The organism is Pseudomonas sp. C1C7 (assembly GCF_013359595.1).
In the GTDB taxonomy this organism is placed as follows: Bacteria; Pseudomonadota; Gammaproteobacteria; order Pseudomonadales; family Pseudomonadaceae; genus Aquipseudomonas.
Genome location: NZ_JABFMP010000059.1, coordinates 1 through 25,034 on the forward strand (window position 1 = coordinate 1; position 25,034 = coordinate 25,034).

The following is a 25,034-nucleotide window of genomic DNA, read 5'->3' on the forward strand; positions in this document are numbered from 1 at the left end:
CACCATGACCGCCGCCGCCGCCGCCGCCGCCGCCGCCACCGCCGCCGCCGCCACCACCGCCGCCGCCGCCACCGCCGCCACCACCGCCACCGCCACCACCACCGTGGCCGCCTCCCTCTTTGGCGTGGGCGGTCGAGACATCCGAGAGGCTGTCCGGAATCAAAACGGTAGACGCCGATAAAACCGCGCCAATGGCTGCTGCCAGTAAAAGCTTGTTCAAGTGCATGTCGTTCTCCGTTTACTTCTTCGGGTGGAACGTAATAAACCACGCGGCACGCATCAGCGCGCCACGTACTGCTCGACCCTGATCGACAGGGTCAGTGAATGCTCGAGGCCAGTTCGAAGATCGGGATGTACATCAGGATCACGATGACCCCGATGAGCAGACCGATGAAGGTCATGAGCAAGGGTTCGAACAGCCGCACGAACCATTCGATCCAGCGGCTGATTTCTTCGTCGTAGAAGTCGGCGCTGCGCTCCATCATTTGCCCCAGGTTGCCGGACTGCTCACCCGCGCGCAGCAGGCGCAGGGACACCGGGGTCACCAGGTGATTGAGCTCCAGCGCAGCCGACAGCGAGTGCCCCTCGCGCACCCGCTCGCAGGCCTGGTCCAGGCGTGTGCGGGAGGCGGGGGTCAGCAGGTTGCGCACCATGCCCATGGCGGTCACCAGGGGAATACCGCCTTGCAGCAGAATCCCCAGCGACCGGTAGAAGCGCGCCAGTTCATACATGAAGATGCGCTGGTGAACCGCCGGCACTTTCTCGATCAACCGGTCCACGCCCCGGCGAAACGACGGCTGCCGGGAAAGCAGGGCAATGGCGACGATGAACGCCGCGAAGGCGCCGAAAAACTCGCCCTGGTGGGCATGCAGGAACATGCCGCTGCTCATCAGGATCTGCGACATCCACGGCAGGTTTTCCCCCAGCCCTTCGAACACCAGGCTGAAGCGCGGCACCACGTAACCCATCAGGAACAGCACCACGCCACCGCCGACGATCAGCAACAGCATCGGGTAGATCGACGCGCTGACGATCTTCTGCCGTACCTCGTCCATGCGCTGGCGATAGCTGACATAACGCCCCAGCGCATCGCCCACCGCCCCGGTCTTTTCGCTGGACTGCACCAGCGCCACATACAAAGGAGGGAATACCGCCGACAACTGCCCCAAGGCCTGGGAGAAGGATTTGCCTTCATACAGCAGGCGCACCAGTTCGCTCAGGGTCTTGCGAGCCTGGGGCGCGCTTTCCTTTTCCGCCAGGCTTTCCAGCGCATCGATCAACGGCAGGCCGGCATTGAGCAGGGTGGTCAGTTCCTGGCTGAACAGCACCAGGTTGAACGTCTCGCGCTGCTTGAGGCCCATGGCCCGCCAATGTCGTTCGGCACGCAGGCTGACCACCCGCAGGCCCTGGTCCTCGGCAATGCGCCGGGCTTCGCTATGACCGGGTGCTTCGACGGTCATGGAAACCACACCGGCCTTGCCGACCGCTTTGAGGTGAAAACGCATGGTCGCCATATCCGTTATTGCCAGTTGGAGACTTCGGCGTTTTCGCCTTCACCGCCGGCCTGGCCGTCCTTGCCCAGGGACAGCAGGTCGTACTCGCTGTGCTCGCCGGGGTAGCGGTAGGTATAGGCACGGCCCCATGGGTCCAGTGGCAGTTTTTTCTGCAGGTACGGTCCGGTCCAGTGAGCTTCGTCGCTGGGCGCGGTGACCAGCGCCTGCAAACCCTGTTCGGTCGAGGGGTAGTGACCGACTTCCAGGCGGTACAGGTCCAGGGCCTTGCCCAGGCCTTCTATTTGCGCCTTGGCCACTTTCACTTCGGAGCGGCCCAGTTGCGCGAAGTATTTCGGCGCGACGATGCCGGCCAACAGCCCGAGCACCACCAGCACCACCAACAGTTCGAGGAGGGTGAACCCGCGCTGGTTTCGTGGTGAACAGCTGCGGGCGGCGGAAGAAAGACGCTGTTTCATGATGACCTCACACAAGCGGCAGGAAGGATCGTGAAAGAGCCTATGCAATTGCCATGCACAGCACTGGCAAAGGCCTGGGCGCACTACTGCACCCCCCGTACTACGGCCCTCTGCGCTTTCGGCACAGTGCTTGCTCATGGCTGATAAACGACCGGTCACTGGGGCATATCCCCCAATTTTTCAGGCCGGGCAGGGGAGGTAGAACAATGAAAACTCTCACCGCGGGATTGCTCGGCTTGACCTTGCTGGGTGGCGTCGCACAGGCCGATGTGTTCGTCTCGGTAGACGCCAAAGGCAACTTCGTTCTGTCGAACGTCCATCGCCCGGGCCGCCACTACGAGAAGGTCATTCGCGAGCCCGAGGCGGCGGTGGTCAGCCTCGATCAGCAGCCCCAGATGATTGCCGCCAGGCCTTACGCCGAACTGGTTTCCAAGGCCGCCGAAGCCAATCAGCTGCCCGCCGCGCTGCTGCATGCGGTGATCCAGAACGAGTCCGGTTACAACCCCAGTGCGGTGTCGCCCAAGGGCGCCGGTGGCCTGATGCAGCTGATGCCCGACACCGCCCGGGAACTGGGGGTGACCGACGTCTACGACCCCAAGGCCAACATCCAGGGCGGCGCCCGTTATCTCAAGCGTTTGATGACCCTGTTCGACAACGACATGGCCCTCGCCGTGGCCGCCTACAACGCGGGTCCCCAGGCCGTGCTCAGCCGTGGCGGGGTGATCCCTCCGTTCGCCGAAACCCAGCGTTATGTGCCCAGTGTCCTGAAGCAGTACCGGCGCCTGCAAGGCCTGTCGGCGGACGCACCGTTGTAGCTGAAAAACCGGGGCGGGTTTCCCCAACATTGGGGAATGGGAACCCCGGCGAAAAATTGGGGAAAAAGTGGGGAATTTCCCCCGCTGAATTAAGTGGCAATCACAACCCCATGAAAAACCAATGAATTTTTTATGGCATGCGGATTGCTCAAGGGGATTTGTCGAGAATTATTCCCTGTGAGCACCCACTTCGAGGCCCGTGATCATGATCGGAATACACCATGTCCCAACCCTCCTTCCGTGGCTTGTATTAGCGGCCTCAGTGTTCGGCATCGAGATCGCGGAAGCCGCTGCGCGGTGTGAACGCAACCTGGTGGCCAACGTCGTGGCGCTGGACCAGCCGCTGATGTTCAACCGCCTGGGCGCACAGAACGTCAACGGCATGATGTACGCCCTGCGCCGGGATGTGGTCGATGTAAATCAGGTGTCCCTGGAGCAGGGTGGTGCGGCGGTACCGGGCAAGGTTTCGTTGCGCGCCGACAAGCGTCCGCGTCCGCTGGTGCTGCGGGTCGCTGCCGGTGACTGCCTGACCGTCAACCTGCAGAACCTTCTGGCCTATCAGGCCAACCCGGGGTCCCATGATGGCGGCGAGGAGGAAGAAGGAGAGGAAGAAGAAGGCGTCGAAATCGAAGCCGGCAATACCGATCAGTTCAAGGTGGACGAGCAGGTCGCCGATCGCCATGTGGGCTTCCAGGTCAACGGCATGCAGGCGGTCAACAGCATCGATGACATCTCCTCGTTCACCGGGCGCAACGCCAACACCCTGATTGCCCCCGGCGCCAGTCGTTCCTACACCTTGTTCGCCGAACGCGAAGGTGCGTTCACGGTCAGCAGTCGCGGTGCCACTTTCGGCAGCGAGGGCGCCGCCGGCAACAACGCCAACGGCCTGTTCGGCCAGGTAGCGGTCATGCCCAAAAACGGCCGCAGCTACCGCAACACCATTACCGAGGAAGAGATGCGCCTGGCCAGCACGGGTCGTACTCCGGCCGGTCATCCGATCGTCGACTACCAGGCACGCTACCCGCAACGCGAGCCCTGGATTCGCGAAGGCAAGGCCGGCAAGCCGATCATCAACATGGTCGACGGCAATGAAATCGTCTCCAGCGAAGCCGATGCGATTGTCATGGGCAGCAACGCCGACGGCAGTTTCCCCGCCGCGACCTATCCGCTGGAAAGCGTCGGCAAGCGCAACCCGGCGATTCCCAACCGGCTTGAGCCGTTCCGCGATTTCTCCGCGCAATTCCAGGATGAAACCGCGGTGACCCAGGCGTTCCCCGCTTACTGGGCCGACCCGGTCATGGCCCACGTGCTGGAGCCGACGCGTGACTCCTTCATGATCAACTACGGTTCCGGTGGCATGGGTGCCGAAGTGGTCGCCAACCGGCTGGGCGTCGGCCCGATGCACGACTGCCTGTCCTGCGCCTACGAAGAGTTCTTCCTCAGCGCCCACACCGTTGGCGACGTGGCGATGCTGGTGGACGTTCCGGCCAACGCCGGCCTTGAAGGCATTGCTCCGGGCCAGACTCCCCGCGCCGATCAGGTTGGCGTGAAGGCCACCGCGGCACTGTACCCGTCGGAACCTTCGAACGTTGCCCATAGCTACATCGGTGACTTCGTCAAATTCCGCAATACGCACAACGGCTACGAACACCATATCTTCCACTTGCACGGCCATCAGTGGCTGTTCAACCCCAATGACGACAACTCCGACTACGTCGACGCCCAGGGCATCGGTCCGGGCGCCGGCTACACCTATGAAATCGCCAACGGCGGTTCGGGCAACCGCAACCGGGTAGCGGGCGATGCGATCTACCACTGCCACTTCTATCCGCACTTCGCCCAAGGCATGTGGGCCATGTGGCGGGTACACGACGTGTTCGAAGAAGGCACCAAACTCGAGGTCTCGCAACAAGGTGCCGATGGCTTCCACACTGAGCCTTTTGCGCTGCGCAACGGCAAGCCGGCGGCAGGCGCACGAGCCTTGCCCGATGGCGAGATCGTTGCCGGCACGCCGATTCCGGCCGTCGTGCCGCTGCCCGGCAAAGCCATGGCGCCGATGCCGGGCAAGGTTGCGGTCATTCCGAAAATCGGCGAGGCCCTGGTGGCCGCCAACGACGACGATGATGAAGAAGATGACGATGACGGCGAACACCATGGCGGTGGCACTCAAGCCATCGGCTCTCTCGCGCTGATCGATCGCAGCGAAGCCAACCGCAACGCCGACGGCACCCTGAAAAACCCTGGCTACCCATTCTGGATCGGTGGCATGGAGAGCTCTGTGGGCCAGCGCCCTCCGACGCCTCCGCTGGACATGCTCGACGCTGCCACCGCGCAAGCGCTGAAAGCCACTGGCAAGGCGCTGTGGGCCAACCTCGATCCGAATCAGTCCGGTGGCTGGGACGGCGGCTTGCCACGTCATGCCCTGGGCGGCGTATCCGAAGGTGGCGAGGCAGAGACCATCACCACTTCGCTGGATTTCTCCAAGACAGTCACCCGTGCCAAACCGATCTATCTGCCGGAAGAAGGCACCGAGGTCGAACAGGCCGCCATGGCCTTCCACGCCAAAAAGGATCACCCCAGCTACGCCGTGCTGCCCGGCAGCCAGATCGTGGCGCGCAACTTCCGCACCAACGGTGCCCTGCCGATCGCCGGTGCGCCGTACTACGAACCCTGCATGGATGACCGGCAAAAACGCCTGACCAGCAGCGCGGGTACCGGCGAATTCGCCAGCGGCGAGCGCCTGGAAGGCATGTCGTTCGTCGGCTCCTCGACCTTCACCGCCGACCGTCCACGGGTCTACAAGGCGGCGAACATCCAGTTCGACGCGGTGTACAACAAGGTCGGCTACCACTTCCCGCAAGCCCGCATCCTGGCGCTGTGGGAAGACGCGTGGCCGGTGATCACCAAGCAGCGTCCGCCAGAGCCGCTGGTGATGCGCATGAACACCTTCGACTGCGTGCAATACCAGCAAACCAACCTGGTGCCGGCCGTCTATGAGATGGACGACTATCAGGTGCGCACCCCGACCGACGTGATCGGCCAGCACATTCACCTGCCGAAATGGGACCTGACCGCGGCGGATGGTTCGTCCAACGGCTGGAACTATGAAGACGGCGTGCTTTCCCCAGGTGCCGTGCAGGAACGCATCCACGCCATTCGCGAATACAACCAGTGCGAAGGCACCGATCCGCGCGACGGCACTCCAGCCTGTCCGAAAGCCAAGAACCACCCGTTCTTCGGCCAGTACGGTCGGGCCGACTGGGTGGGGGCGCGGACGGCCATGCAGCGCTGGTTCGTCGACCCTGTGATCAATACCTATGGCGTTGACCGTGGCCTGGGCACCATCTTCACCCACGACCACCTCGGCCCATCGACTCACCAGCAGATCGGTCTGTACGCCACCGTGCTGGCTGAACCTGCCGGTTCCACCTGGTTCCATGCCGAAACCGGCGAGCCGCTGTACAGCGGTGCGCGGCAGGACGGCGGCCCGACCTCGTGGCAGGCGGTGATTTCCACCGGTGACCTGGACAACGATGGCAAGAACGACAGCTTCCGTGAGTTCTTCCTCGAATACAGCGACTTCCAGCACGCCTATGAAGCCGGCGTGTATGTGGGCGCTGGCCCCGATGGCGTGCCGAACGCGCAAGCGTTTCCGGCCACCGCCGACAGCTTCCGCTACGCGATCAACCCGCCGGTGCGCGACAACACCAGTCAGTTGCTCGAGTCGGTGGTGGAACTGCGCGGCGGCGTGATGCCGGGCTGCCCGAGCCGACCTTGCCCGCAGGCAATCTCGGTGGATGACCCGGGCATGTTCGTCGTCAACTATCGCAACGAACCGCTGGCCCTGCGGGTGTTCGACCCGAACAAGGTCGGCCCGGACGGCAAGCGCGGCATGCAGGCCGACGGCCTGGGCGGTGACCTGGCGTACGCCATGCAAAGCCGTACCGACCGTGCGATCCCGGCGATGAACCTGGCGCCGAACCTGATCACCTCGGCCACCGGGCCAACTGGTGGCACCACGCTGTTCCCGCCACACATCAACAAGGGCGGCGCCGAAGCGGGTGACCCGTTCACCCCGATGCTGCGTACCTACACCGGCGACAACGTACGGCTGCGGGTGCATGCCGGCGGGCATGAGGAGGAACACAACGTCACCCTGCACGGTGTGAAATGGCTGCAGAGCGGTTCCGGTTTCGGCAGCAGCTCCAACTCCGGCTGGCGCGCGTCGCAGATGGTCGGTATCTCCGAACAGATGGGCTTCAATGCGCCGGTGTCGATGATTTCCAGTGCGGCGGCGACCACCGGTGACTATCTGTACACCATGGACGCTTCCATCGAGGGCTACTGGAACGGGATCTGGGGCGTGATGCGTAACTACACCGCGCAACGCAGTGACCTGTTCGCATTGCCGAACAACCCGAAACCGACCGGTATGCGCAACACCGTGGCGTTCGATGGCATTTGCCCACGCATTGGCGCCAACCCCAATGGCATCGGGACTCGTCCGACCGTGCAACGCAACTACGAAGTGGTGGCGGCGCTGGCCAACGACATCCTGAGCAATCCGCTGGGTCTGACCATCGGTGATCCGCAAGGCATCGGTCAGCATGTCGGCGGGCCGTTGAAACCGGCAGGCGGCACCCTGGTGCTGAACTCGCGCACGGTGAACATTCCACAGGTCACGGTGACCGATCCGGAGGATGGCGAGACCTTCACCATCGGCGGGCAAAGCGGGCCGCTGCATGACCCGACCGCGATCCTGTATGTGCGCAAGGGCGATCTCGATCCGACCACCGGCAAGCTCAAGCCCGGTGTGCCTGTCGAGCCGCTGATCCTGCGCGCGGCGGCCGGTGACTGCATCAACATCACCCTGGAAAACCGTCTGCCAAGTGTGATGCCGGACCTGGCGCAAACCGCGATCCTGCAAGGCCTGGCCAAGCGTGACCGCAACGACGGAATGGGCTCGACCACCTTCAATAACAACCTGTTGCGGCCATCGAGCCATGTGGGCCTGCACGCGCAACTGCTGTCCTATGACATCACCAAGTCCGACGGCGCCAACGTCGGTGCCAACCCGATCCAGACTGTGCCACCGCGTGCTGGCAACACTGGCGCATACCCGACCCGTACTTATCAGTACTACGCCGGGCACCTGGAACGTGAAGGCAAGCCGATCACCCAATTGGGCCGCAACGTCGACAACATCAACGCCACGGCGGTGGAGTTCGGCGGGCTGAACTTCACCCCGGCGGACGTCATCAAGCAACCGCAAAAAGGCCTGGGTGGTGCGATGAGTGTGCTGCCGATCGGCTCCACCTGGGTCGAGGATGCCAAGCGCGCCTCGGCCACGGTGACCGCACCAGGCCAGACCGCCTATCGTGATTTCGCGATGGTCTGGCAGCGCGCCCTGAACACCCGTTGGGCCAACGGGCGGCCGGTGGAAGGCATTGCCTCGGAAGGCAACGGCGTACCGAACGATCCGAAGGACAACGCCAGCATGGCCATCAACTACAAGGTCGAACCGATGTGGTTCCGCTTCGGCCTGGCCCCGGATGCACCGTTCGGTCATGCCGGCAGCCCTGGCACCTACGGCGACGTACCGAACGCGCACATGGCCTACAGCAACGCGCTGGTGGGGGGCGATCCGCAAACGCCGGTGTTCTACGCCAAACCGGGCCAGCCGTTCCGTACGCACATCCTGATGCCGTCCGGTGGCAGCCGTGGTTCGACCTTCCAGCTCGATGGCCACGTCTGGTCGGTCAACCCGTTCTTGTCGGAGAAGAGCGATGTGGGCGGCTACCCGATGGGGACACCGGGGATCGGTTCGGTGAAGTTCGGCTTCAACCCGATGTCGATGTACATCGGCGCCAGGGAAAGCCTGCTGCCGGCGGCGCACTTCAGTTTCATGCACCCGAGCGCCGGGGGCAGCAATGCGATAGCGGGGGACTACCTGTACCGCGACAACGCGTCCTTCGGTAATACCGCGGGGTTGTGGGGGCTGTTGCGGGTGACCAACGAGCCTGAGCCGGCGCCAGCGCCGTAGGGTGGGGGGAGAGGGTGCTGAAAACACCCTCTTTGTGGGGGGGACGCGTTACCTGTGGGAGCGGGCTTGCCCGCGAAGGCGGAGTGTCAGGCGACATCGATGTTGGATGTGCCGGCCTCTTTGCGGGCAAGTCGAAACGTCGCACCGCCGCTCCCACAGTAAAGCTGTGAAGCGGACACGGGTCTGTAAGGGAGAATTTTGCAATGAACAGGACCATCAGATTCGCCAGTTGTGCACTCGCCGTCGGCGCTGCCCTGATCTGGTATGGCGTATCGCGCACGACGCCGCCGACCCTGCTCAGCGAGGTCGCGCTGCCCAACACCTGGAAAGGTCAGACCCTTGAGCGCGACGGTGTGGCGGTGGCGCTCGAAGTGCGGGCGCTGGCCAAGGACGGGGTGCTGCGCGAAGGCGAGTTTGCCGACGTGCAATTTCGCGTGACGGACAAGGCCTCCGGTCAGCCGCTGGCGGGCGTTGCCCCCGGTGCCTGGATCGATCCGCAAGTCACTGCCGCCGATCAGGCCCAGGGCCGCGACAAAAGCTGCAAGTCACGGGTCAGCACCTTCCTCAGGTCGAACATCGGCGCTCGGCCGCTGCTCGACCTCAACAGCTACTTCCTGCTGGTGATGAACCGCGATGCCAGCGTCATGGTGGTGGATCCGTCGGTCTCGGTGGGCGGCATCACCAGCACCATGGCGCGGATCGACATCAAGCAACCGCCGATGGACTGGGTCACCCCGAAAGACAACAAACGGGTATTCGTCTCGATGCCCACCGCCGATGAAGTCGCGGTGATCGACAGCGAACAGTTCAAGGTGATCGATTCGGTGGCCGCCGGCAGCAACCCGGTGCGCGTGGCCCTGCAACCGGACGAGCGCCTGCTGTGGGTCGGCAATAACGCCAAGACCGCCGAGCAGTCCGGGGTGACGGTGATCGACAGCGCCAGCCTCAAGACCCTCAAGCATCTGCCAACCGGCAGCGGCCACCACGAAATCGCCTTCAGCAAGGACAGCCGCTTCGCCTTCGTCACCAACCGCGACGACGGCACCCTGAGCATCATCGACATCGCCAGCCTGACCCTGATCAAACAGCTCAAGACCGGCTCGCACCCGCTGTCGGTGGTCTACTCGCCACTGTCCGGCGCCGCCTACGTGGCCGATGGTCGCGATGGCACCGTGACCGTGGTCGACGCCGCCAGCCAGTCGGTGCGGCGGGTGATCAAGCTCAAGCAGGGCCTGGGCCCGATGGGCTTCAGCGCCGACGGTCGCTTCGGCATCGTGCTCAACACCCTGGAGAATCAGGCGTCGGTGATCGACGCGGCCAACGACGCGCGGATCCATGACCTGGACGTGTCCGCCGAGCCTTACCAGGTGGTGTTCACCAAGAACTACGCCTACGTGCGCGGACTGGCGTCGTCCAAGGTGACCATGATCAACCTGGCGTCGCTGGGCGAAGGTCGCAAGCCGATCACCCAGGGCTTCGAGGCCGGCACCCAGTCGCCGCGTCTGGCCGGTGACTTGCCGCTGGCCTCGAGCCTGGCGGTGTCGCGGGACGAGAACTCGGTGTACGTGGTCAACCCGGTGGACAACACCACCTACTTCTACGCCGAAGGCATGAACGCGCCGATGTCCGGCTACCCCAACCGCGGGCAAGTGGCGCGGGCGGCGATGGTGATCGACCGCAGCCTGCGCGAAGTCGAGCCGGGGCTGTACAGCTCGCGGATCAAACTGCCGCCGGCCGGGCGTTTCGATGTGGCTTTCCTGCTCAATCAACCGAGCATCGTGCACTGCTTCAGCACCGTGGTGGAGGCCAACGACATCGCCCCGCAAACCGCCGGCGTGCCGAAAGTGGAATTCATGCTCGACAAGTCCACCACGCACCTGGGCAGCCCTTACACCGTGCGGTTCCGCATCGTCCAGGGCAAACAGAAGACCAGCCGCAGCGGCGTGACCGACGTGCAGGTGCGCTACTTCCTGGCCCCCAGTTCACGGCCACAGATGGTCACCGCGCGGGACGTCGGCGACGGCGTCTATGAAGCCCCGGTCACCCTGGACCAGAACGGCGCCTGGTACCTGCACGTCCGTGCCGCGTCCCTGGGCATGAACTTCGGCGATCAAACATTTGCCAGCGTTCGGGTGCTGCCAGAGCACGCACATTGAAAGCACGCTCATTGAAGAGGACATCGACATGAACCGATTTGCACATCGTGGACTGCTGACACTCTGCCTGCTCACCGTCGGTATCGGCCAGGCCATCGCCCACTCGACGGATGAACACGCCGGCCATGACATGTCGGCCAAGAGTGCCTCCTCGGAGAGCGCCCAGGTCAAGTTCGCCGACGTGACCCTGGTGGATCAGAACGGCAAGAGCGTGAGCCTGGAAAAGGACCTGGTCAGCAACAAGATCGTGGTCATGAGCTTCATCTACACCAGCTGCACCACGGTCTGCCCGGTGGTGTCCTCGATCATGGGCAAGGTGCAGCAGCAACTGGGTGCCCGGGTCGGCAAGGAAGTGCAGCTGGTGTCGATCAGCATCGACCCGCAGCGCGACGACGCCAAGCGCCTGAACGAATACGCCCGCACCTTCCAGAAAGGGCCGGGCTGGAGCTGGCTCACAGGTTCCCCGCAGTCGGTCAACGAAACCCTCAAGGGCCTGGGCAGTTTCAGCGGTGACTTCAAGAGCCATCAGCCGCTGATCCTGGTGGGCGACGGCAACAGCCGCCACTGGACCCGTTACTACGGCTTCACCGATCCGAAAGTGCTCAGCCAGCAGGTCGAAAAACTCAGTGGCGACCGCAACGTCCACGCCAAGCACACCGCCATCGCCATGGAGCAGCAACCATGAAAGCCCTGAACTGGATCAGCCTCAGCCTTTGCCTGTTCGGTTCGGCTGCCTTCGCCCATGAAGGGCATGAACAAGCCGCACCCTCGGCGGCACCGGCCACGGCGGCCGCGCAACCGGCGGGCGGCACCCGTGACGCCAGGACCTGGTTCACCGACACGCCCTTGCAGGACCAGAACGGCAACACCCTGCGGTTCTACAGCGACGCGCTGCAGAACCGCGTGGTGCTGCTCAACGTGATTTTCACCAGCTGCAACGATGCCTGCCCGCTGATTACCCAGAAACTCAAGGAAGTACGTGAAGTGCTGGGCGACAAGGCGGATGGCGTGACCTTTATCTCCCTTACCAGTGATCCGCTGCGCGATACACCGGCGGTACTCAAGGCTTACACCTTGAAGCAGGGCGTCGATGGGCCCCACTGGCTTTTTCTAACTGGCGACAAGGCGCAAATGGACCTTGTATTGAGCCGCATCGGCCAGATCGTGCCGACTCCAGAGCAACATTCGACCCAGCTGATTGTCGGCGATGTGGCCAACAAGCGCTGGAGCAAGATCCGTCCCGATGCCCCGGCCGCCGCCATTGCCCAGCGCTTGCAGCTGCTGACAATGCCTGTGGCCGGTCGTTGAGTCCGGGCCATGAAAAGCGCCCTGATCCTTGGCCTGCTGCTCTGTTGCGGTCTGAACCTGACTGCCCAGGCGCTGACATTGAATGCCAATGAAAGCGCCGGCAAACGCCTGTACCGCGAGGGCGTGTCGGCCAGCGGCGAGCCGATCATGGCGCGGATCGGCGCGGCGGGCACGCTGCTGCCGGCCACCAGCCTGCCGTGCGCCAACTGCCATGGCGCCGACGGCCTGGGGCGTCCGGAAGGCGGGGTGCGGCCGCCGGAGTTGAGCTGGTCGCGGTTGACCAGCACCTACGGTCAGCAACAGGTCAACGGGCGCAGCTACCCGGCCTATACCGACAGCACCCTGGCCCGGGCGGTGCAGGAAGGGCGCGACCCGGCCAACAACCCTCTGGACCCGGCGATGCCGCGCTTCGTGTTGTCGATGAACGATCAGCGCAACCTCACGGCGTATCTGAAGCGTCTGGCCGACGACCGCGACCCGGGCCTGAGCTCTGACAGCCTGCACCTGGGCACTTTGCTGCCGAGCAGCGGCGCGTTGGGCGAGGAGGGCGCCACGGTGGCGGCGGTGCTGCGCGGCAGCGTGGCGCGCATCAACGAGGCTGGCGGCATTCATGGCCGGCAGTTGCGCCTGACCATTCTCGATCCGGGGCCCGACCGGGCCAGCGCCGAGCGGGCGCTCGATCGACTGATCGAACAGGAGCAGGTCTTCGCCCTGATTGCCCCGCTGGTGCCGGCGCTGGATTCGGAACTGGCATCGCGTCTGGATCAGGCCGGCGTGCCGCTGATCGGACCGCTGTCGCTGCAGGGCACGGCCCAGGCCAGCCGGCAGATTTTCGAACCGCTGCCGGGGTTGCGCGAACAGATGATCGCCTTGGCCGATTACGCCGCCGCCAGCCTGCGGGTGCTCCAGGGGCCGACGCTGATCGCCTACCCGGACGAACCGGGCCAGCGCGAGGCCGCGGAGAAGCTCGCCCAATACCTGCAAGACAACGCCTGGCAGAAAGTGCGTCTGCAAGCCTATCAATCGGCGCAGGACGACCTGCCGCTGGGCTCGCGCTCGGTGTTCTACCTGGGCAGCAGCACGGGTTTCAGTCGTCTGGCCGAACGCTTGCAGACGGCGGGGCAGGTGCCTTACCTGTTCGCCGCCTCGAATCAGGTCGCGGGTGACTTGCTGCAAGTGCCCAGCGGTTTTTCCCGGCGGGTGTTCCTGGCGTATCCGTTCGTGCCCAGCGACTGGACCCAGGCCGGGCGCATGGCCCTGACCCAGTTGCGCGAACGTCAGCGCCTGGGCGGCGAACATGCGGTGCTGCAGGTCGGCGCGTACAGCTCGATGATGCTGCTCAGCGAAGGCATGAAGCAGGCCGGGCGCGATGCCAGCCGCGAAAAACTGGTGAGCGCCCTGGAGAGCCTGCACGACTTCGACACCGGCCTGACCCCGCTGATCAGCTTCGGTCCGGGCCGCCGCCTGGGCCTGAGCGGCGCCCACGTGGTCACCGTGGACTTGCCCGACCAGCGTTTCTATCTGGTTGCCCCTTACAAACCCATTACCGCCATGCCTTGACTGGAGGTCGAACATGAAGCTCAACACGGTGCTGGTTCTGTTGTCGTTGTGGGGGCCCATGACATTCAGCAGCCATGCGTTCAGCAGCAATGAACCGATCGCGGCACGGGTCAATGGCGAGGAAATCACCCAGATGCGCCTGGAGCGCTATTTCGCCGAGTACCTGGAGGATCAGGGCAGGGCGGTGGCGAGCATCCGCAACCCCACGGCCTACAAAAAACTGCGCAACGCCGCGCTGGACGCGCTGATCGACAAGGAACTGCTGTGGCAGGAAGCGCAAAAGCGCGGGGTGCAGATCAGCGACGCCACGGTGCAGAACCAGGTCGACCAGACCCGTCAGGCCATGGGTGGGGCGCAATCGTTTGCTCGCAGGCTTGAGGATGCCGGCTTCAATGAGGCAACCTACACCGATTACACCCGTCGCGAGCTGGCGGCCCAGCAGGTTTACGCCGAACTCAACCAGGCCGAGATCCGGAAGGCCGGTCTGCCGGACGAAAAGGAGGTCCGCGCATTTTTCGACGAGCATCGCGCCGAGATGAACCAGCCCGAACAGGTTCAGGTCAGGCATATCCTGATCAAGGTGCCTCAGGGGGCGGAGGCTTCCACTGAGGCCGCTGCGAGACTACGCTTGGAGACAATCCGTAAAAAAATCGGACAGGGTACAGACTTCGCCAGCGTCGCCCGCGAGTCGTCCGAAGATGAATCCGCCAGCCAGGGCGGCGAACTGGGCTATTTCTCCCGTGGGCGCATGATGCCCGAGTTCGAGGCGGCGGCTTTCGCCCTGGCACCGGGGGCTATCAGCGAACCGGTGCGTACGCCAGTGGGATGGCACCTGATTTATTTAGAGAACCGAATGGAGGCAAGCGATGTCACAGAAGAGCAGGGCCTTGACATGGTACGGGCGTACCTTGCCCGACAGAAACAGGTCCAGGCTCGCCTGCAGGTTCTGGCGCAATTGCGCGCCGGCAACCGGATCGAACGAATCGACGACGAATGAAGGCTTGTCCCCAAAAGTGGGGAATGGCTTCGACGCGCACCCGTTCGGTTTTCCCCGTTTGTGGGGAATGGGGGACGTGGACAAAAAGGCATTGTCAGTAAATTCAAGGACATGAAGACTTAAAATTACCGGCGCTCAGCCTGGCATGAAGTGTGCGTTAGACCTATCAAGGCGCACTCTCTGCCAGGTTCGGTATTCGGACCTGCGGTTTCAAGGAGTCCACCTTGTTAAACAAAAAAGTACTGGTTGTTGAAGACGAACAGCTGCTGGCGGAAAACCTGCAAGGTTACCTGCAGGCGCAAGCACTGGAAGTCCGGATAGCTCACAACGGTGAGACGGCGATCGGCGAAGCCGAAAGCTTTTCACCCGATGTGATGGTGTTCGATTACCGTTTGCCCGATATGGAAGGCTTTCAGGTGCTCGATGCCGTCCGCCAGAACAGGAAATGCCATTTCGTGCTGATTACGGGGCACCCCACCGCAGAGGTTTGCGAAAGGGCCCGGGAGCTGGGAGTCAGCCACATCCTGTTCAAACCTTTTCCTTTGGCGGAATTGGCCCGTGCAGTCTGCGATCTTCTTGAGGTGAAACGCGAACCCAACGCGAACGTGAGCCCATCCGAAGGCTTTGTCGAACGACGCCAGAGCAGGACCGAAAGTTTCCCGCTGCAGTTGTACGACGGAAGTTGGGTACTCGCTGATCGCCGACGAAGTTCGACGACCACCAAGGCGCCAGACGACGAACAACTGCTCACCGGGGAGTAATGGCGCGACAAGACGTTCCGGCACCCGCCGCAATTGCTCGCCGCGCCGACAGGGCTCAAAGCCCCGGGCGTTGGAGAGCAAGCCATGGACCGTCTGTCACTTGTCGTCGATGCTGTGCCGCTGGACTGCGTACCGACCCGGTTTACCAGTGAACAATTAGCCCAGGCTCGCATCCTGGCCACCGCTTCCGGTGAACGAATCCTCAATGCCCTTGCCGACCTGAGCGAACTGGCTCCAATGCCGTTCATTCAGTGCCTGGGCGCCACCCTGCATTATCCGGTGCTCGACACCGACGCCCTGTTCCAGGCCACCCCGGTATTCGATCGGGTCACCCTGGCCCAATGCCTCAAGCGCGAATTCATCCTGCTGCGCCACGACGATGCGGTCATCGGTGTGTTCGCCGACCCCTTCGACACCGCGCGCCTGGCCTGGATCGACGATTGCCTGCACGGCGCGCCGCTGTACCTGGTGCACGCCGACGACCTCAAGGCCTACCTGGCACGTCACGAAGAGAGCTTCCACGCGGTGGAATCGCTCAACGCGCAGTCGGACGCCAACACCGAGATCGACAACCTGCAGACCCTGTCGCTGACCAGCATCAGCGAAGACTCCAGCGTGGTGGTCAAGCTGGTCAACTCGACCCTGTACGACGCCCTGAAGATGCACGCCAGCGACATCCACCTGGGCACCACCGGCAGCGGCCTGGTGATCAAGTACCGCATCGACGGCGTGCTCAACAATATCTCCAAGATCCAGGGCAGCGAGTTCGCCGAACAGGTGATCTCCCGGGTCAAGGTCATGGCCGAACTGGACATCGGCGAAAAACGCGTGCCACAGGACGGTCGCTTCAAGATCGGCATCAACGGCCGGCAGATCGACTTCCGTGTCTCGATCATGCCGAGCATCTTTGGCGAAGACGCGGTGCTGCGGGTGCTCGACAAACAGGACCTGGCCGACAAGGTCTGCGGCGTGCAGTTGCAGGCCCTGGGCTTTGAAGAGGAAACCCTGCGCCAGCTTCGTCGCTTGGCCGCCGAACCCTACGGCATGGTGCTGGTGACCGGTCCTACCGGTAGCGGCAAGACCACCACCCTGTACGCGATGATCACCGAGATCAACCACGGCGTGGACAAGATCATCACCATCGAAGACCCGGTGGAATATCAGTTGCCCGGCGTGTTGCAGATCCCGGTCAACGAAAAGAAAGGCCTGACCTTCGCCCGCGGCCTGCGCTCGATCCTGCGTCACGACCCGGACAAGATCATGGTCGGTGAGATCCGCGACCCGGACACCGCACAGATCGCCGTGCAATCGGCCCTCACCGGGCACCTGGTGTTCACCACCATCCACGCCAACAACGTGTTCGACGTGATCGGCCGCTTCACCCAGATGGAAATCGATCCTTACAGCCTGGTCTCGGCGCTCAACGCCGTGCTGGCCCAGCGTCTGATCCGCCTGGTCTGCGCCACGTGCAGCGCGCCTTACACCCCAAGCGCCGAAGAACTCGAAGCCTCGGGCCTGGATCCGCAACAGGTCGGCCACTACCACTTCGTGCATGGCAAGGGCTGCGGCCACTGCCGCGGCACCGGTTATCGCGGCCGTAGCGCCATCGCCGAGTTGCTGCACCTGGACGACGAACTGCGGCAGATGATCGTCGAGCGCCAGCCGATCACCAAAATCAAGGCGCACGCCTGCAAACATGGACTGCACCTGCTGCGCGAATCCGCGCTGGAGCTGGTGCAACAAGGCCGGACCACTCTCGAGGAGATCAATCGTGTCACTTTTATCTCGTGAGCGTTTTGTCGCCGTCATCGGCGCCAGCGGTGTCGGCCTGGGTCAGCGTCAGGGCAGTCAAACCCTGTGGCTGGGCAGCGTCGGCTACATCGACGAAGGCTTCGGCGCCTGGACCGTGGCCCTGGAAACCCTGGACCGCCTGCTGGGCGAACATGCCCGCGCAGGCTCGGAGCTGACCGTGGTGGTCTCCGGTCACTTCAGCCGCTTCTGCCTGGTGCCGTGGAGCGAGCAAATCAGCAGCCCCGACGAACTGCAGGGTTTCGCCCAGCTGTGCTTCGAAGACCTGTACGGCGTGGCGAACCAGCCCTGGAGCCTGGTGCTCTCGGCTGAACCGGCCGGCTACGACCGCATCGCCACGGCGTTGCCACAGGACCTGCTGGAACGCCTGCGCGCCCTGGCCAGTGCTCGCAAACTGCATCTGAAGTCGGTGCAGCCGTACCTGATGGCGGCCTTCAACCACTTCGACAAGAGCTTCGAAGCCGGCGACTTCCTGTTCGTGGTCGCAGAACCCGTACGCAGCGTGTTGCTGGTGGCCCGGGAAGGGCGCTGGACCTCGGTGCGCTCGGTGGGCAGCAACGACAGCGATGCCGCACTGACCGCGCTGATCGGCCGCGAAAGCCAGTTGCTGGCCTCCACCAGCGAACGGCCGTTGAACGTTTACCTGCACGCTCCGGCGCGCATCGAATCGCACCCCGAGATTCACGGTGTGCACCTGCGGACCCTCGAAGAGGACCGGGCTGGCGTACACGATTGCCTGTACGTCATGTCCCGGGCGGTGGCCTGACATGCGCGCCTTGATGCTCGACTTTCAACCCCGCAGCCGGTCGACCCCGTTGGGCTGGAGCCTGCTGGGCGTCGGTGTGGTTCTGGCGCTGACCTGCATGGTGGTTCAACAACACCTGAGCGGGGAGGCCGAACAACAGCAGGGTCACCTGCAGACCACCCAGCGGGTACTGAGCGGCGACACCGGCACCGGCAGCAAGGTCAGCCTGAGCCCGGCCGAAACCCGCGAACAGGCACAGAACCTGGCGGAAATGCGCAAGGTCTCGCAACAGCTGCGCCGCCCTTGGGAGCGGCTGTTCTCCACCCTCGAAGCCATGCCTCGGGAAAACGTCGCCCTGCTGAGCCTCACCCCGGATGCACGCAAGGGCCAGGTGCGGATCAGCGCCGAAGCCCGGGACCTGGAAGCGATGCTCGACTTCCACCAGCGCCTGGAAGCCACCGACGAGCTGTCCGACGTTTCGCTGCTGAGCCACGAAATCGTGACCAACGTTCCGGAACAACCGGTGCGTTTCAATCTGTCGGCCACCTGGGAGATCGGCGATGCAAATCCCTAAATTGATCGTCCGCGAATACCTGCAACGCCTGGGCGTACCTGGCCTGGCTGGCATGGCCCTGGTGGTGGTGGCGGTGGTGTACGGCCTGGCCGGTCTGCTGCCGGACTGGCAATCGCTGCAAAGCCTCAACCAGCAGACCCGCGAAGCCCGCGAGTACCTGGCCAAGGTCGAAGACGGCACGGTGGCCGCCCCGGTGGTGCCGCAGCGCCAGCTCGATGACTTCCGCAGCAAGTTGCCGTCGCAGCCTCAGGCCACTGTCGCCATCGACAAGATCTACGCCCTGGCTGCCCAGGAACGCATCACCCTGGCACGGGGTGAGTACTCCTTAGGGATCGACCCCAAGACTCACCTGGCCCGTTATCAGATCCTGCTGCCGGTGCGTGGCAGCTACCCGCAACTGCGGCGCTTCATGCACGCCTTGCTCGGCCAGTTGCCGGCGGTGGTGGTGGAAGACCTGGAGTTGCAACGCAAGAAGATCGCCGACACCGACCTTAACGGACGGATCCGCATGACCCTTTACCTGTCGAGGTCATGATGAACAACAAACGAGTAGTGGGTTGGGTGGCGTTCCTGGGTGCGGCGGCAGCGCTGACCTGGTTCTCCGATGCCTTCAAGCCGGCCGACGAGGCCGATGTGGAAGTGGCCGCCGTGGCCACGCCCGCCAAGGCCACCGCCGACGGCAAGTTGCCGGCTGCCAAGGCTTCGGCTGCGCCAGCGGCGATCAAGGACCTGAGCCCGGCCGGCGATCTGTTCGCCGCCCGCAGCTGGAAAGCGGCGCCGACCCTGGCCGTCGTCACCGAGCAACCCGTCACCGTCGCCCCGGTCGTGCAAGCCCCGACTGCACCACCGATGCCGTTCCAGTTCATCGGCCGGATGGATGACCGTACCGATCTGCAGGTGTTCTTGCAGAACGGCGAGAAGATTTACGTCGTGCGCAAAGGGGATGTAATCGACGAAACATGGAAGATCGAGCGGATTTCCGACATGGAACTGAGCCTGGTCTATCTGCCTCTGCATTTGTCCCAGACTCTGTCTGTAGGGAGCGCGCAATGAACAAATCCCGTCTGTTTTTGAGCATGTGCCTGTGTGCCGGTCTGGCTGCCTGCAGCTCGGCCCAGGTGGCCAAGGATGAAGGCGTCAGCCTGATGGAATCGGGGCAGTACGAAGCCGGCCTTGCGCGGATCGAGGAGGGCTTGCGCGAAAACCCACGGGATACCGAACTTCATCTGGCGCTGACCAGCGGCCGCGCCCGCGCGGTGACGGCGTTGATGACCCAGGGTGACATGCAGCGTGCCCAGCGTGATTTCCCTTCCGCCCGCCTGACCTACGGCCGTGTGCTGCGCATCGAGCCGCACAACCGTCGGGCACAGGACGCCATGCAGCAGCTCGATCACATGCGCAGCCTCGACGAAAAAATCGAGCTGGCCCGTGGCGATCTGCGTCGCGGTGACATCTACGGTGCCGATCGGCAGGTCAAGCAGATCCTCGAACTGGACCCCACCAACGACGGCGCCCTGGAGCTGCAGAGCAACATCCGCCTGGTACAGAGCCGCAACGTGATTCAGTACCCGCAGCTGCGCACCCGCCTGGACAAGCCGGTGACCCTGGAATTTCGCGACGCTAACCTCAAGACCATTTTCGAAGTGCTGTCCCAGGTCGCCGGCCTGAACTTCATCTTCGACAAGGACCTGCGTCCGGACATGAAAGCCACCATCTTCGTGCGTGACGTGCGCATCGAGGACGCCGTGGAACTGCTGCTGCAACAGAACCAGCTGCACCAGAAAGTGGTGAACGAAAACACCCTGCTGATCTACCCGGACTCGCCGCAGAAGCTCAAGGATTATCAGGAACTGGTGATGCGCACCTTCTACCTGACCAGCATCGATGCCAACACGGCGCTGAACATGGTCAAGACCATGCTCAAGACCCGCGACGTGTTCGTCGACGAGCGCCTCAACACCCTGACCATGCGTGACACCGGCGACGCGATCCGCATGGCCGAGAAGCTGCTGCAATCCCAGGACCAGTCCAACCCTGAAGTGGTGCTGGAAGTGGAAGTGATGGAAGTCGCCACCCAGCGCATTCTCGACCTCGGCCTGCAATGGCCGAACACCTTCGGGGTGGTCAACAGCGACGGTTCGGCGGTGACCCTGCTTGACCAGCTCAAAGGCATCGACTCCAGCCGCATCACCATCTCGCCCTCGCCGCAGGCCAAGATCAACGCCCAGGACAACGACATCAACACCCTGGCAAGCCCGGTGATCCGCGTCAGCAACCGTGAACAGGCCCGCATCCACATCGGTCAGCGCGTGCCGATCATCAGCGCCACCTCGGTGCCGTCGACCCAGGGACCGGTGATCACCGAAAGCGTGACTTACCTGGACGTCGGTCTGAAACTGGAAGTGCAGCCCACCGTGCACCTGAACAACGAAGTGGCGATCAAGGTCGCCCTGGAAGTGAGTAACGCCACACCGCTGGAGCCGACCCGCCAGGGCACCATTCCGGTTCAGGTCGACACCCGCAACGCCCAGACCACCCTGCGTCTGCACGATGGCGAAACCCAGATCCTCGCCGGCCTGATGCGTAACGACCATGGCGCCACCGGCAACAAGATTCCGGGGCTGGGCGATATCCCGGGTATTGGCCGCCTGTTCGGCAGCAACAAGGACACCGTGGGCAAATCCGAGCTGGTGCTGTCGATCACCCCACGGGTGGTACGCAACCTGCCGTACCAGAGCCCGTCGGACATGGAGTTCACCACCGGCACCGAAACCAGCATGCACATCCAGGCGCCGGATCGCAGCCTGCAGTCGTCGGTACAGACCCAGGTCCTGGATCGGCCGGTGGCCACCAATACCAGCGTCAACCCCAACACCAACGTCGAAATCAGCGTCGGGAAGCCTTGATCATGAAAGCCTCGCAGCGCGGGTTCACCCTGATCGAAGTCGTCGTCACGCTGGCCCTGATCGGCCTGCTGGCCGGCATGGCAGCGCCGCTGACCGAGACCCTGGTGCGCCGTGGCAAGGAGCAGGATCTGCGCACCGCGCTGTACCAGATCCGCGATGCCATCGATGCCTACAAACGGGCCTTCGATGCGGGCTACATCGAGAAGACGCTGGACAGCAGCGGCTATCCGCCAAACCTGAAAGTGCTGGTCGAGGGCGTGCGTGACGTGCGCAGTGCCAAGGGCGCCAAGTTCTACTTCCTGCGGCGCATTCCCCACGACCCGCTGGCGACGGTCAAGCGTGACGACGACGGTGGCTGGGGCCTGCGCTCCTACGACAGTTCGGCGGAAAACCCACGGGATGGCCAGGACGTCTTCGACGTCTACTCCAAGGCCCGTGGCAAAGGCCTCAACGGCATCGCGTACCGGGAGTGGTGAGCATATGCGCCGGCAAAAGGGTTTTACTTTGTTGGAACTGATGGTGGTCATGGCAATCATCGCAACCCTGATGACCATTGCCTTGCCCCGCTACTTCAACAGCCTGGAGGCCTCCAAGGAGACCACGCTGCGTCAGAGCCTGTCGGCCATGCGCGAGGCGCTGGATCACTACTACGGCGACACCGGGCGCTATCCCGATTCCCTCGATCAACTGGTGGAACTGCGCTACCTGCGCAACCCGCCGATGGACCCGATTGCCGAGCGCAAGGACACCTGGGTCATGGTGCCACCGCCTGAAGGCGTCGCTGGCGGCGTGTCGGACATCAAGAGCGGTGCCACAGGGAGGGCGCGTGATGGCAGCCTTTATTCCGAGTGGTAAGCCGGCATCGCAGGGCGGTTTCACCTACCTGGGCGTGCTGATGCTGATCGTGGTGATGGGCATGGGCCTGGCCAGTGCCGGCGAGCTGTGGGCCACCGCCTCGCGCCGCGACCGGGAAAACCAGTTGCTCTGGGTCGGCACCCAGTACGCCCAGGCGCTGCGCAGCTACTACCGCAGTTCGCCGGGCCTGGCCCAGTACCCCAAAGAGCTGGCTGACCTGTTGCAGGACGAGCGTTTTCCCAGCGCCAAACATCATCTGCGCCAGCTCTATCCGGACCCGATCAATGGCGGTGAATGGTTTTTGATGCGCGGCTTCGACGGACGCATCACCGGCATCAGCAGCGCGTCCACCGACAAGCCGCTCAAGCAGACGGGCTTTCCCGCGCAGTGGTCGGATTTCAACGGCATGGCCAGCTACAAGGACTGGCAGTTCGTGGCCGAGAAAGCCTTCACCGATGGCACCGGACCGGTCAAGGGCCAGTCCACCGCGCCACAGGCGTTGCAGCCATGAACCGCTTCTGCCTGGCGCTGATCCTGGTGTTGAGCGCCGGCGTGGCCTCGGCCGCGGAAGAGGACGAAATGCTCGGGTTCATCGTCGACGACACGATCTCGCACATCGGTCACGACTTTTACTACTCGTTCAGTGAACGCCTGCGGGCCACCAGCCCGATGGATTTCAACCTGGTGGTACGCGAACGGCCATCGGCTCGCTGGGGCAGCCTGGTGACTGTGGAATTTCAGCAACGCCTGGTTTATCGGCGGTTTCTGCCGCCGAACACCGTGGAACTCAAGGACGAGGCCTATGACGCCGCCGACTGGGTACGCGGACAGATTGTGCAGAAAAAACTGGAAGCCTTGTTGCAGGACACCACGGACCTTGAGAGGGACGAATTATGAAAACAAAAATGGTTTTGCAAAGCGCGGGTCTGTGCCTGCTGGGACTCGGCGCCAGTGCGCTGGTCCAGGCCACCGAGCTGGTCTACACCCCCGTCAACCCGGCGTTCGGCGGTAACCCCCTGAACGGCACCTGGCTGCTCAACAACGCCCAGGCGCAGAACGACTACGACGACCCCGATCTGAAAAACCGCGCCACGGCCACCGGCACCTCGGCCCTGGAACGGTTCAGCGCGCAGCTGCAATCGCGGTTGCTGGGGCAGTTGCTGGACAACATCAACAATGGCAACACGGGAAGCCTGTCCACCGACGCGTTCATCGTCAACGTCGTCGACGACTCGGGTGCACTGACGATCGAAGTGACCGATCGGGCAACAGGCGAAGTTTCCGAAATCAAGGTGAACGGTCTGAATTGATAGGGATTCGGGTTGTCGGGGAGTTAAGGACATGAAAAAAATAATTGCGCTGGGGCTGATTTTGGCGGCATTGACAGGTTGCAGTCTGCGCGAGCCGATGCCGGCCGAGCAGGACGAGAAAACCCCGACCCTGACCCCAAGGGCGTCGACCTACTACGACTTGATCAACATGCCTCGGCCCAAGGGCCGGCTGATGGCGGTTGTCTACGGTTTCCGCGACCAGACCGGTCAGTACAAACCGACTCCGGCCAGCTCGTTCTCCACCAGCGTCACCCAGGGCGCGGCGAGCATGCTGATGGACGCCATGCAGGCCAGCGGCTGGTTCGTGGTGCTCGAGCGTGAAGGGCTGCAGAACCTTCTGACCGAACGCAAGATCATCCGGGCCTCGCAGAAGAAACCCAACACCCCGGTGAACATCCAGTCCGAACTGCCACCGTTGCAGGCCGCGAACATGATGCTCGAGGGCGGGATCATCGCCTACGACACCAACGTGCGCAGCGGTGGGGAAGGGGCACGCTACCTGGGTATCGACATCTCCCGCGAGTACCGCGTGGACCAGGTCACCGTCAACCTGCGGGCCATCGATGTGCGCAGTGGTCAGGTGCTGGCCAACGTGATGACCAGCAAGACCATCTACTCCGTGGCCCGCAGTGCCGGGGTGTTCAAGTTCATCGAGTTCAAGAAGTTGCTCGAGGCTGAAGCGGGCTATACCACCAACGAACCGGCGCAGCTGTGTGTGTTGTCGGCGATCGAAGCGGCGGTGGGGCATTTGCTGGCGCAGGGTATCGAGCGGCGGTTGTGGCAGGTGGCGGGGGATAATTCGGTGACGGATTCGAATGAGACGCTGGATCGGTATCTGACTCAGAACAAGGTGGTGCCGGAGGAAGAGTGAACCGAGGCGGCCTTCGGGCCGACCTGGGGTTCTGGATGTACCGGGTTCCAACCTGTGGGAGCGAGGCTTGCCCGCGAAGGCGGCCTGGTAGCCGACCTGGTCTCGCGGATGTACCCAGATCCCCATTGTGCGAGCCTGCTCGCGAGCTTTTTGGGCTGTGTACATATCCATTGCAGCGGGCGCGGCTGCTTCCTTTGTTTCGGCCTGGCGGCCGACTCCCTTTGGCAAACGCCCCAAAGGAAGCAAAGGTCTCGCCCCAACGTTCGGTCCCTCGCTAAAGCTCGGGATCCCTTCGCTCCGGCATTCATCCGGGGGCATCGCCTCCGGTTTGCTT

General features: G+C 63.4%; 22 protein-coding genes and 1 pseudogene. 20 read left to right on the forward strand and 3 right to left on the reverse strand.

The window, feature by feature from the left end; translation table 11 throughout:
* The 3 genes and pseudogenes from HNO86_RS30405 to gspG form a co-directional block, all read right to left on the reverse strand.
* Nucleotides 1-226, reverse strand: a pseudogene (locus tag HNO86_RS30405) (hypothetical protein); the annotation flags it as partial.
* Nucleotides 227-317: 91 nt separating this feature from the next.
* Nucleotides 318-1,505 (reverse strand): type II secretion system F family protein, encoded by a 1,188-nt coding sequence (locus HNO86_RS28605; protein WP_175380289.1) that lies wholly within the window; start codon nt 1,503-1,505, stop codon nt 318-320.
* A 14-nt stretch (nt 1,506-1,519) separates the two neighbouring features.
* Nucleotides 1,520-1,969 carry a type II secretion system major pseudopilin GspG gene (gene gspG / locus HNO86_RS28610; RefSeq protein WP_175380290.1) on the reverse strand — a complete coding sequence of 150 codons (450 nt, stop codon included), beginning with the start codon at nt 1,967-1,969 and terminating at the stop codon, nt 1,520-1,522.
* A 206-nt stretch (nt 1,970-2,175) separates the two neighbouring features.
* Here gspG and HNO86_RS28615 point away from each other — a divergent pair, with 206 nt between their 5' ends.
* The 20 genes from HNO86_RS28615 (at nt 2,176) to HNO86_RS28710 (ending at nt 24,700) form a co-directional block, all read left to right on the forward strand.
* Entirely contained in the window at nt 2,176-2,784 is a 609-nt protein-coding gene (locus HNO86_RS28615; protein WP_175380291.1) for a lytic transglycosylase domain-containing protein, read from the forward strand.
* A 205-nt stretch (nt 2,785-2,989) separates the two neighbouring features.
* Nucleotides 2,990-8,827 carry a manganese-oxidizing multicopper oxidase MnxG gene (gene mnxG / locus HNO86_RS28620; protein ID WP_175380292.1) on the forward strand — a complete coding sequence of 1,946 codons (5,838 nt, stop codon included), beginning with the start codon at nt 2,990-2,992 and terminating at the stop codon, nt 8,825-8,827.
* Nucleotides 8,828-9,030: 203 nt separating this feature from the next.
* Nucleotides 9,031-10,983: a cytochrome D1 domain-containing protein gene (locus HNO86_RS28625; RefSeq protein WP_175380293.1), complete on the forward strand. Its 1,953-nt coding sequence runs from the start codon at nt 9,031-9,033 to the stop codon at nt 10,981-10,983.
* Between the two features lie 28 nt (nt 10,984-11,011).
* Nucleotides 11,012-11,668: an SCO family protein gene (locus tag HNO86_RS28630; RefSeq protein ID WP_175380294.1), complete on the forward strand. Its 657-nt coding sequence runs from the start codon at nt 11,012-11,014 to the stop codon at nt 11,666-11,668.
* Nucleotides 11,665-12,291, forward strand: a complete 627-nt coding sequence (locus tag HNO86_RS28635; RefSeq protein ID WP_175380295.1) for an SCO family protein — start codon at nt 11,665-11,667, stop codon at nt 12,289-12,291. The genes HNO86_RS28630 and HNO86_RS28635 overlap by 4 nt, the downstream gene beginning before the upstream one ends.
* Before the next feature lie 9 nt (nt 12,292-12,300).
* Nucleotides 12,301-13,851 (forward strand): ABC transporter substrate-binding protein, encoded by a 1,551-nt coding sequence (locus tag HNO86_RS28640; RefSeq protein ID WP_175380296.1) that lies wholly within the window; start codon nt 12,301-12,303, stop codon nt 13,849-13,851.
* Nucleotides 13,852-13,864: 13 nt separating this feature from the next.
* Complete coding sequence (locus HNO86_RS28645; RefSeq protein WP_175380297.1) at nt 13,865-14,848, forward strand: peptidylprolyl isomerase; 984 nt, start codon at nt 13,865-13,867, stop codon at nt 14,846-14,848.
* Between the two features lie 224 nt (nt 14,849-15,072).
* Nucleotides 15,073-15,609, forward strand: a complete 537-nt coding sequence (locus tag HNO86_RS28650; RefSeq protein WP_175380298.1) for a response regulator — start codon at nt 15,073-15,075, stop codon at nt 15,607-15,609.
* Between the two features lie 84 nt (nt 15,610-15,693).
* A complete protein-coding gene (locus HNO86_RS28655) occupies nt 15,694-17,400 on the forward strand; it encodes a GspE/PulE family protein (protein ID WP_175380299.1) in 1,707 nt (568 codons plus the stop codon).
* Nucleotides 17,381-18,184, forward strand: a complete 804-nt coding sequence (locus HNO86_RS28660; protein WP_175380300.1) for a hypothetical protein — start codon at nt 17,381-17,383, stop codon at nt 18,182-18,184. Before HNO86_RS28655 ends, HNO86_RS28660 begins: the two co-directional genes overlap by 20 nt.
* A 1-nt stretch (nt 18,185) precedes the next feature.
* Nucleotides 18,186-18,737: a PilN domain-containing protein gene (locus HNO86_RS28665; protein ID WP_175380301.1), complete on the forward strand. Its 552-nt coding sequence runs from the start codon at nt 18,186-18,188 to the stop codon at nt 18,735-18,737.
* Complete coding sequence (locus HNO86_RS28670) at nt 18,724-19,272, forward strand: GspMb/PilO family protein (protein WP_175380302.1); 549 nt, start codon at nt 18,724-18,726, stop codon at nt 19,270-19,272. The genes HNO86_RS28665 and HNO86_RS28670 overlap by 14 nt, the downstream gene beginning before the upstream one ends.
* Complete coding sequence (locus tag HNO86_RS28675; RefSeq protein ID WP_175380303.1) at nt 19,272-19,790, forward strand: hypothetical protein; 519 nt, start codon at nt 19,272-19,274, stop codon at nt 19,788-19,790. The genes HNO86_RS28670 and HNO86_RS28675 overlap by 1 nt, the downstream gene beginning before the upstream one ends.
* Entirely contained in the window at nt 19,787-21,643 is a 1,857-nt protein-coding gene (locus HNO86_RS28680) for a secretin N-terminal domain-containing protein (protein WP_175380304.1), read from the forward strand. Before HNO86_RS28675 ends, HNO86_RS28680 begins: the two co-directional genes overlap by 4 nt.
* Nucleotides 21,644-21,645: 2 nt before the next feature.
* Nucleotides 21,646-22,119 (forward strand): type II secretion system protein, encoded by a 474-nt coding sequence (locus tag HNO86_RS28685; RefSeq protein WP_175380305.1) that lies wholly within the window; start codon nt 21,646-21,648, stop codon nt 22,117-22,119.
* Between the two features lie 4 nt (nt 22,120-22,123).
* Nucleotides 22,124-22,498 (forward strand): type II secretion system protein, encoded by a 375-nt coding sequence (locus HNO86_RS28690; protein WP_175380306.1) that lies wholly within the window; start codon nt 22,124-22,126, stop codon nt 22,496-22,498.
* Nucleotides 22,473-23,009, forward strand: coding sequence for a type II secretion system protein (locus tag HNO86_RS28695; RefSeq protein WP_175380307.1), 537 nt, complete (start codon nt 22,473-22,475; stop codon nt 23,007-23,009). Before HNO86_RS28690 ends, HNO86_RS28695 begins: the two co-directional genes overlap by 26 nt.
* Nucleotides 23,006-23,395: a curli production assembly/transport protein CsgE gene (gene csgE, locus HNO86_RS28700; protein ID WP_175380308.1), complete on the forward strand. Its 390-nt coding sequence runs from the start codon at nt 23,006-23,008 to the stop codon at nt 23,393-23,395. Before HNO86_RS28695 ends, csgE begins: the two co-directional genes overlap by 4 nt.
* 8 nt (nt 23,396-23,403) lie before the next feature.
* A complete protein-coding gene (locus tag HNO86_RS28705; protein ID WP_372242571.1) occupies nt 23,404-23,808 on the forward strand; it encodes a curli assembly protein CsgF in 405 nt (134 codons plus the stop codon).
* A 31-nt stretch (nt 23,809-23,839) separates the two neighbouring features.
* Complete coding sequence (locus HNO86_RS28710; protein ID WP_175380310.1) at nt 23,840-24,700, forward strand: CsgG/HfaB family protein; 861 nt, start codon at nt 23,840-23,842, stop codon at nt 24,698-24,700.
* Nucleotides 24,701-25,034 lie beyond the last annotated feature (334 nt).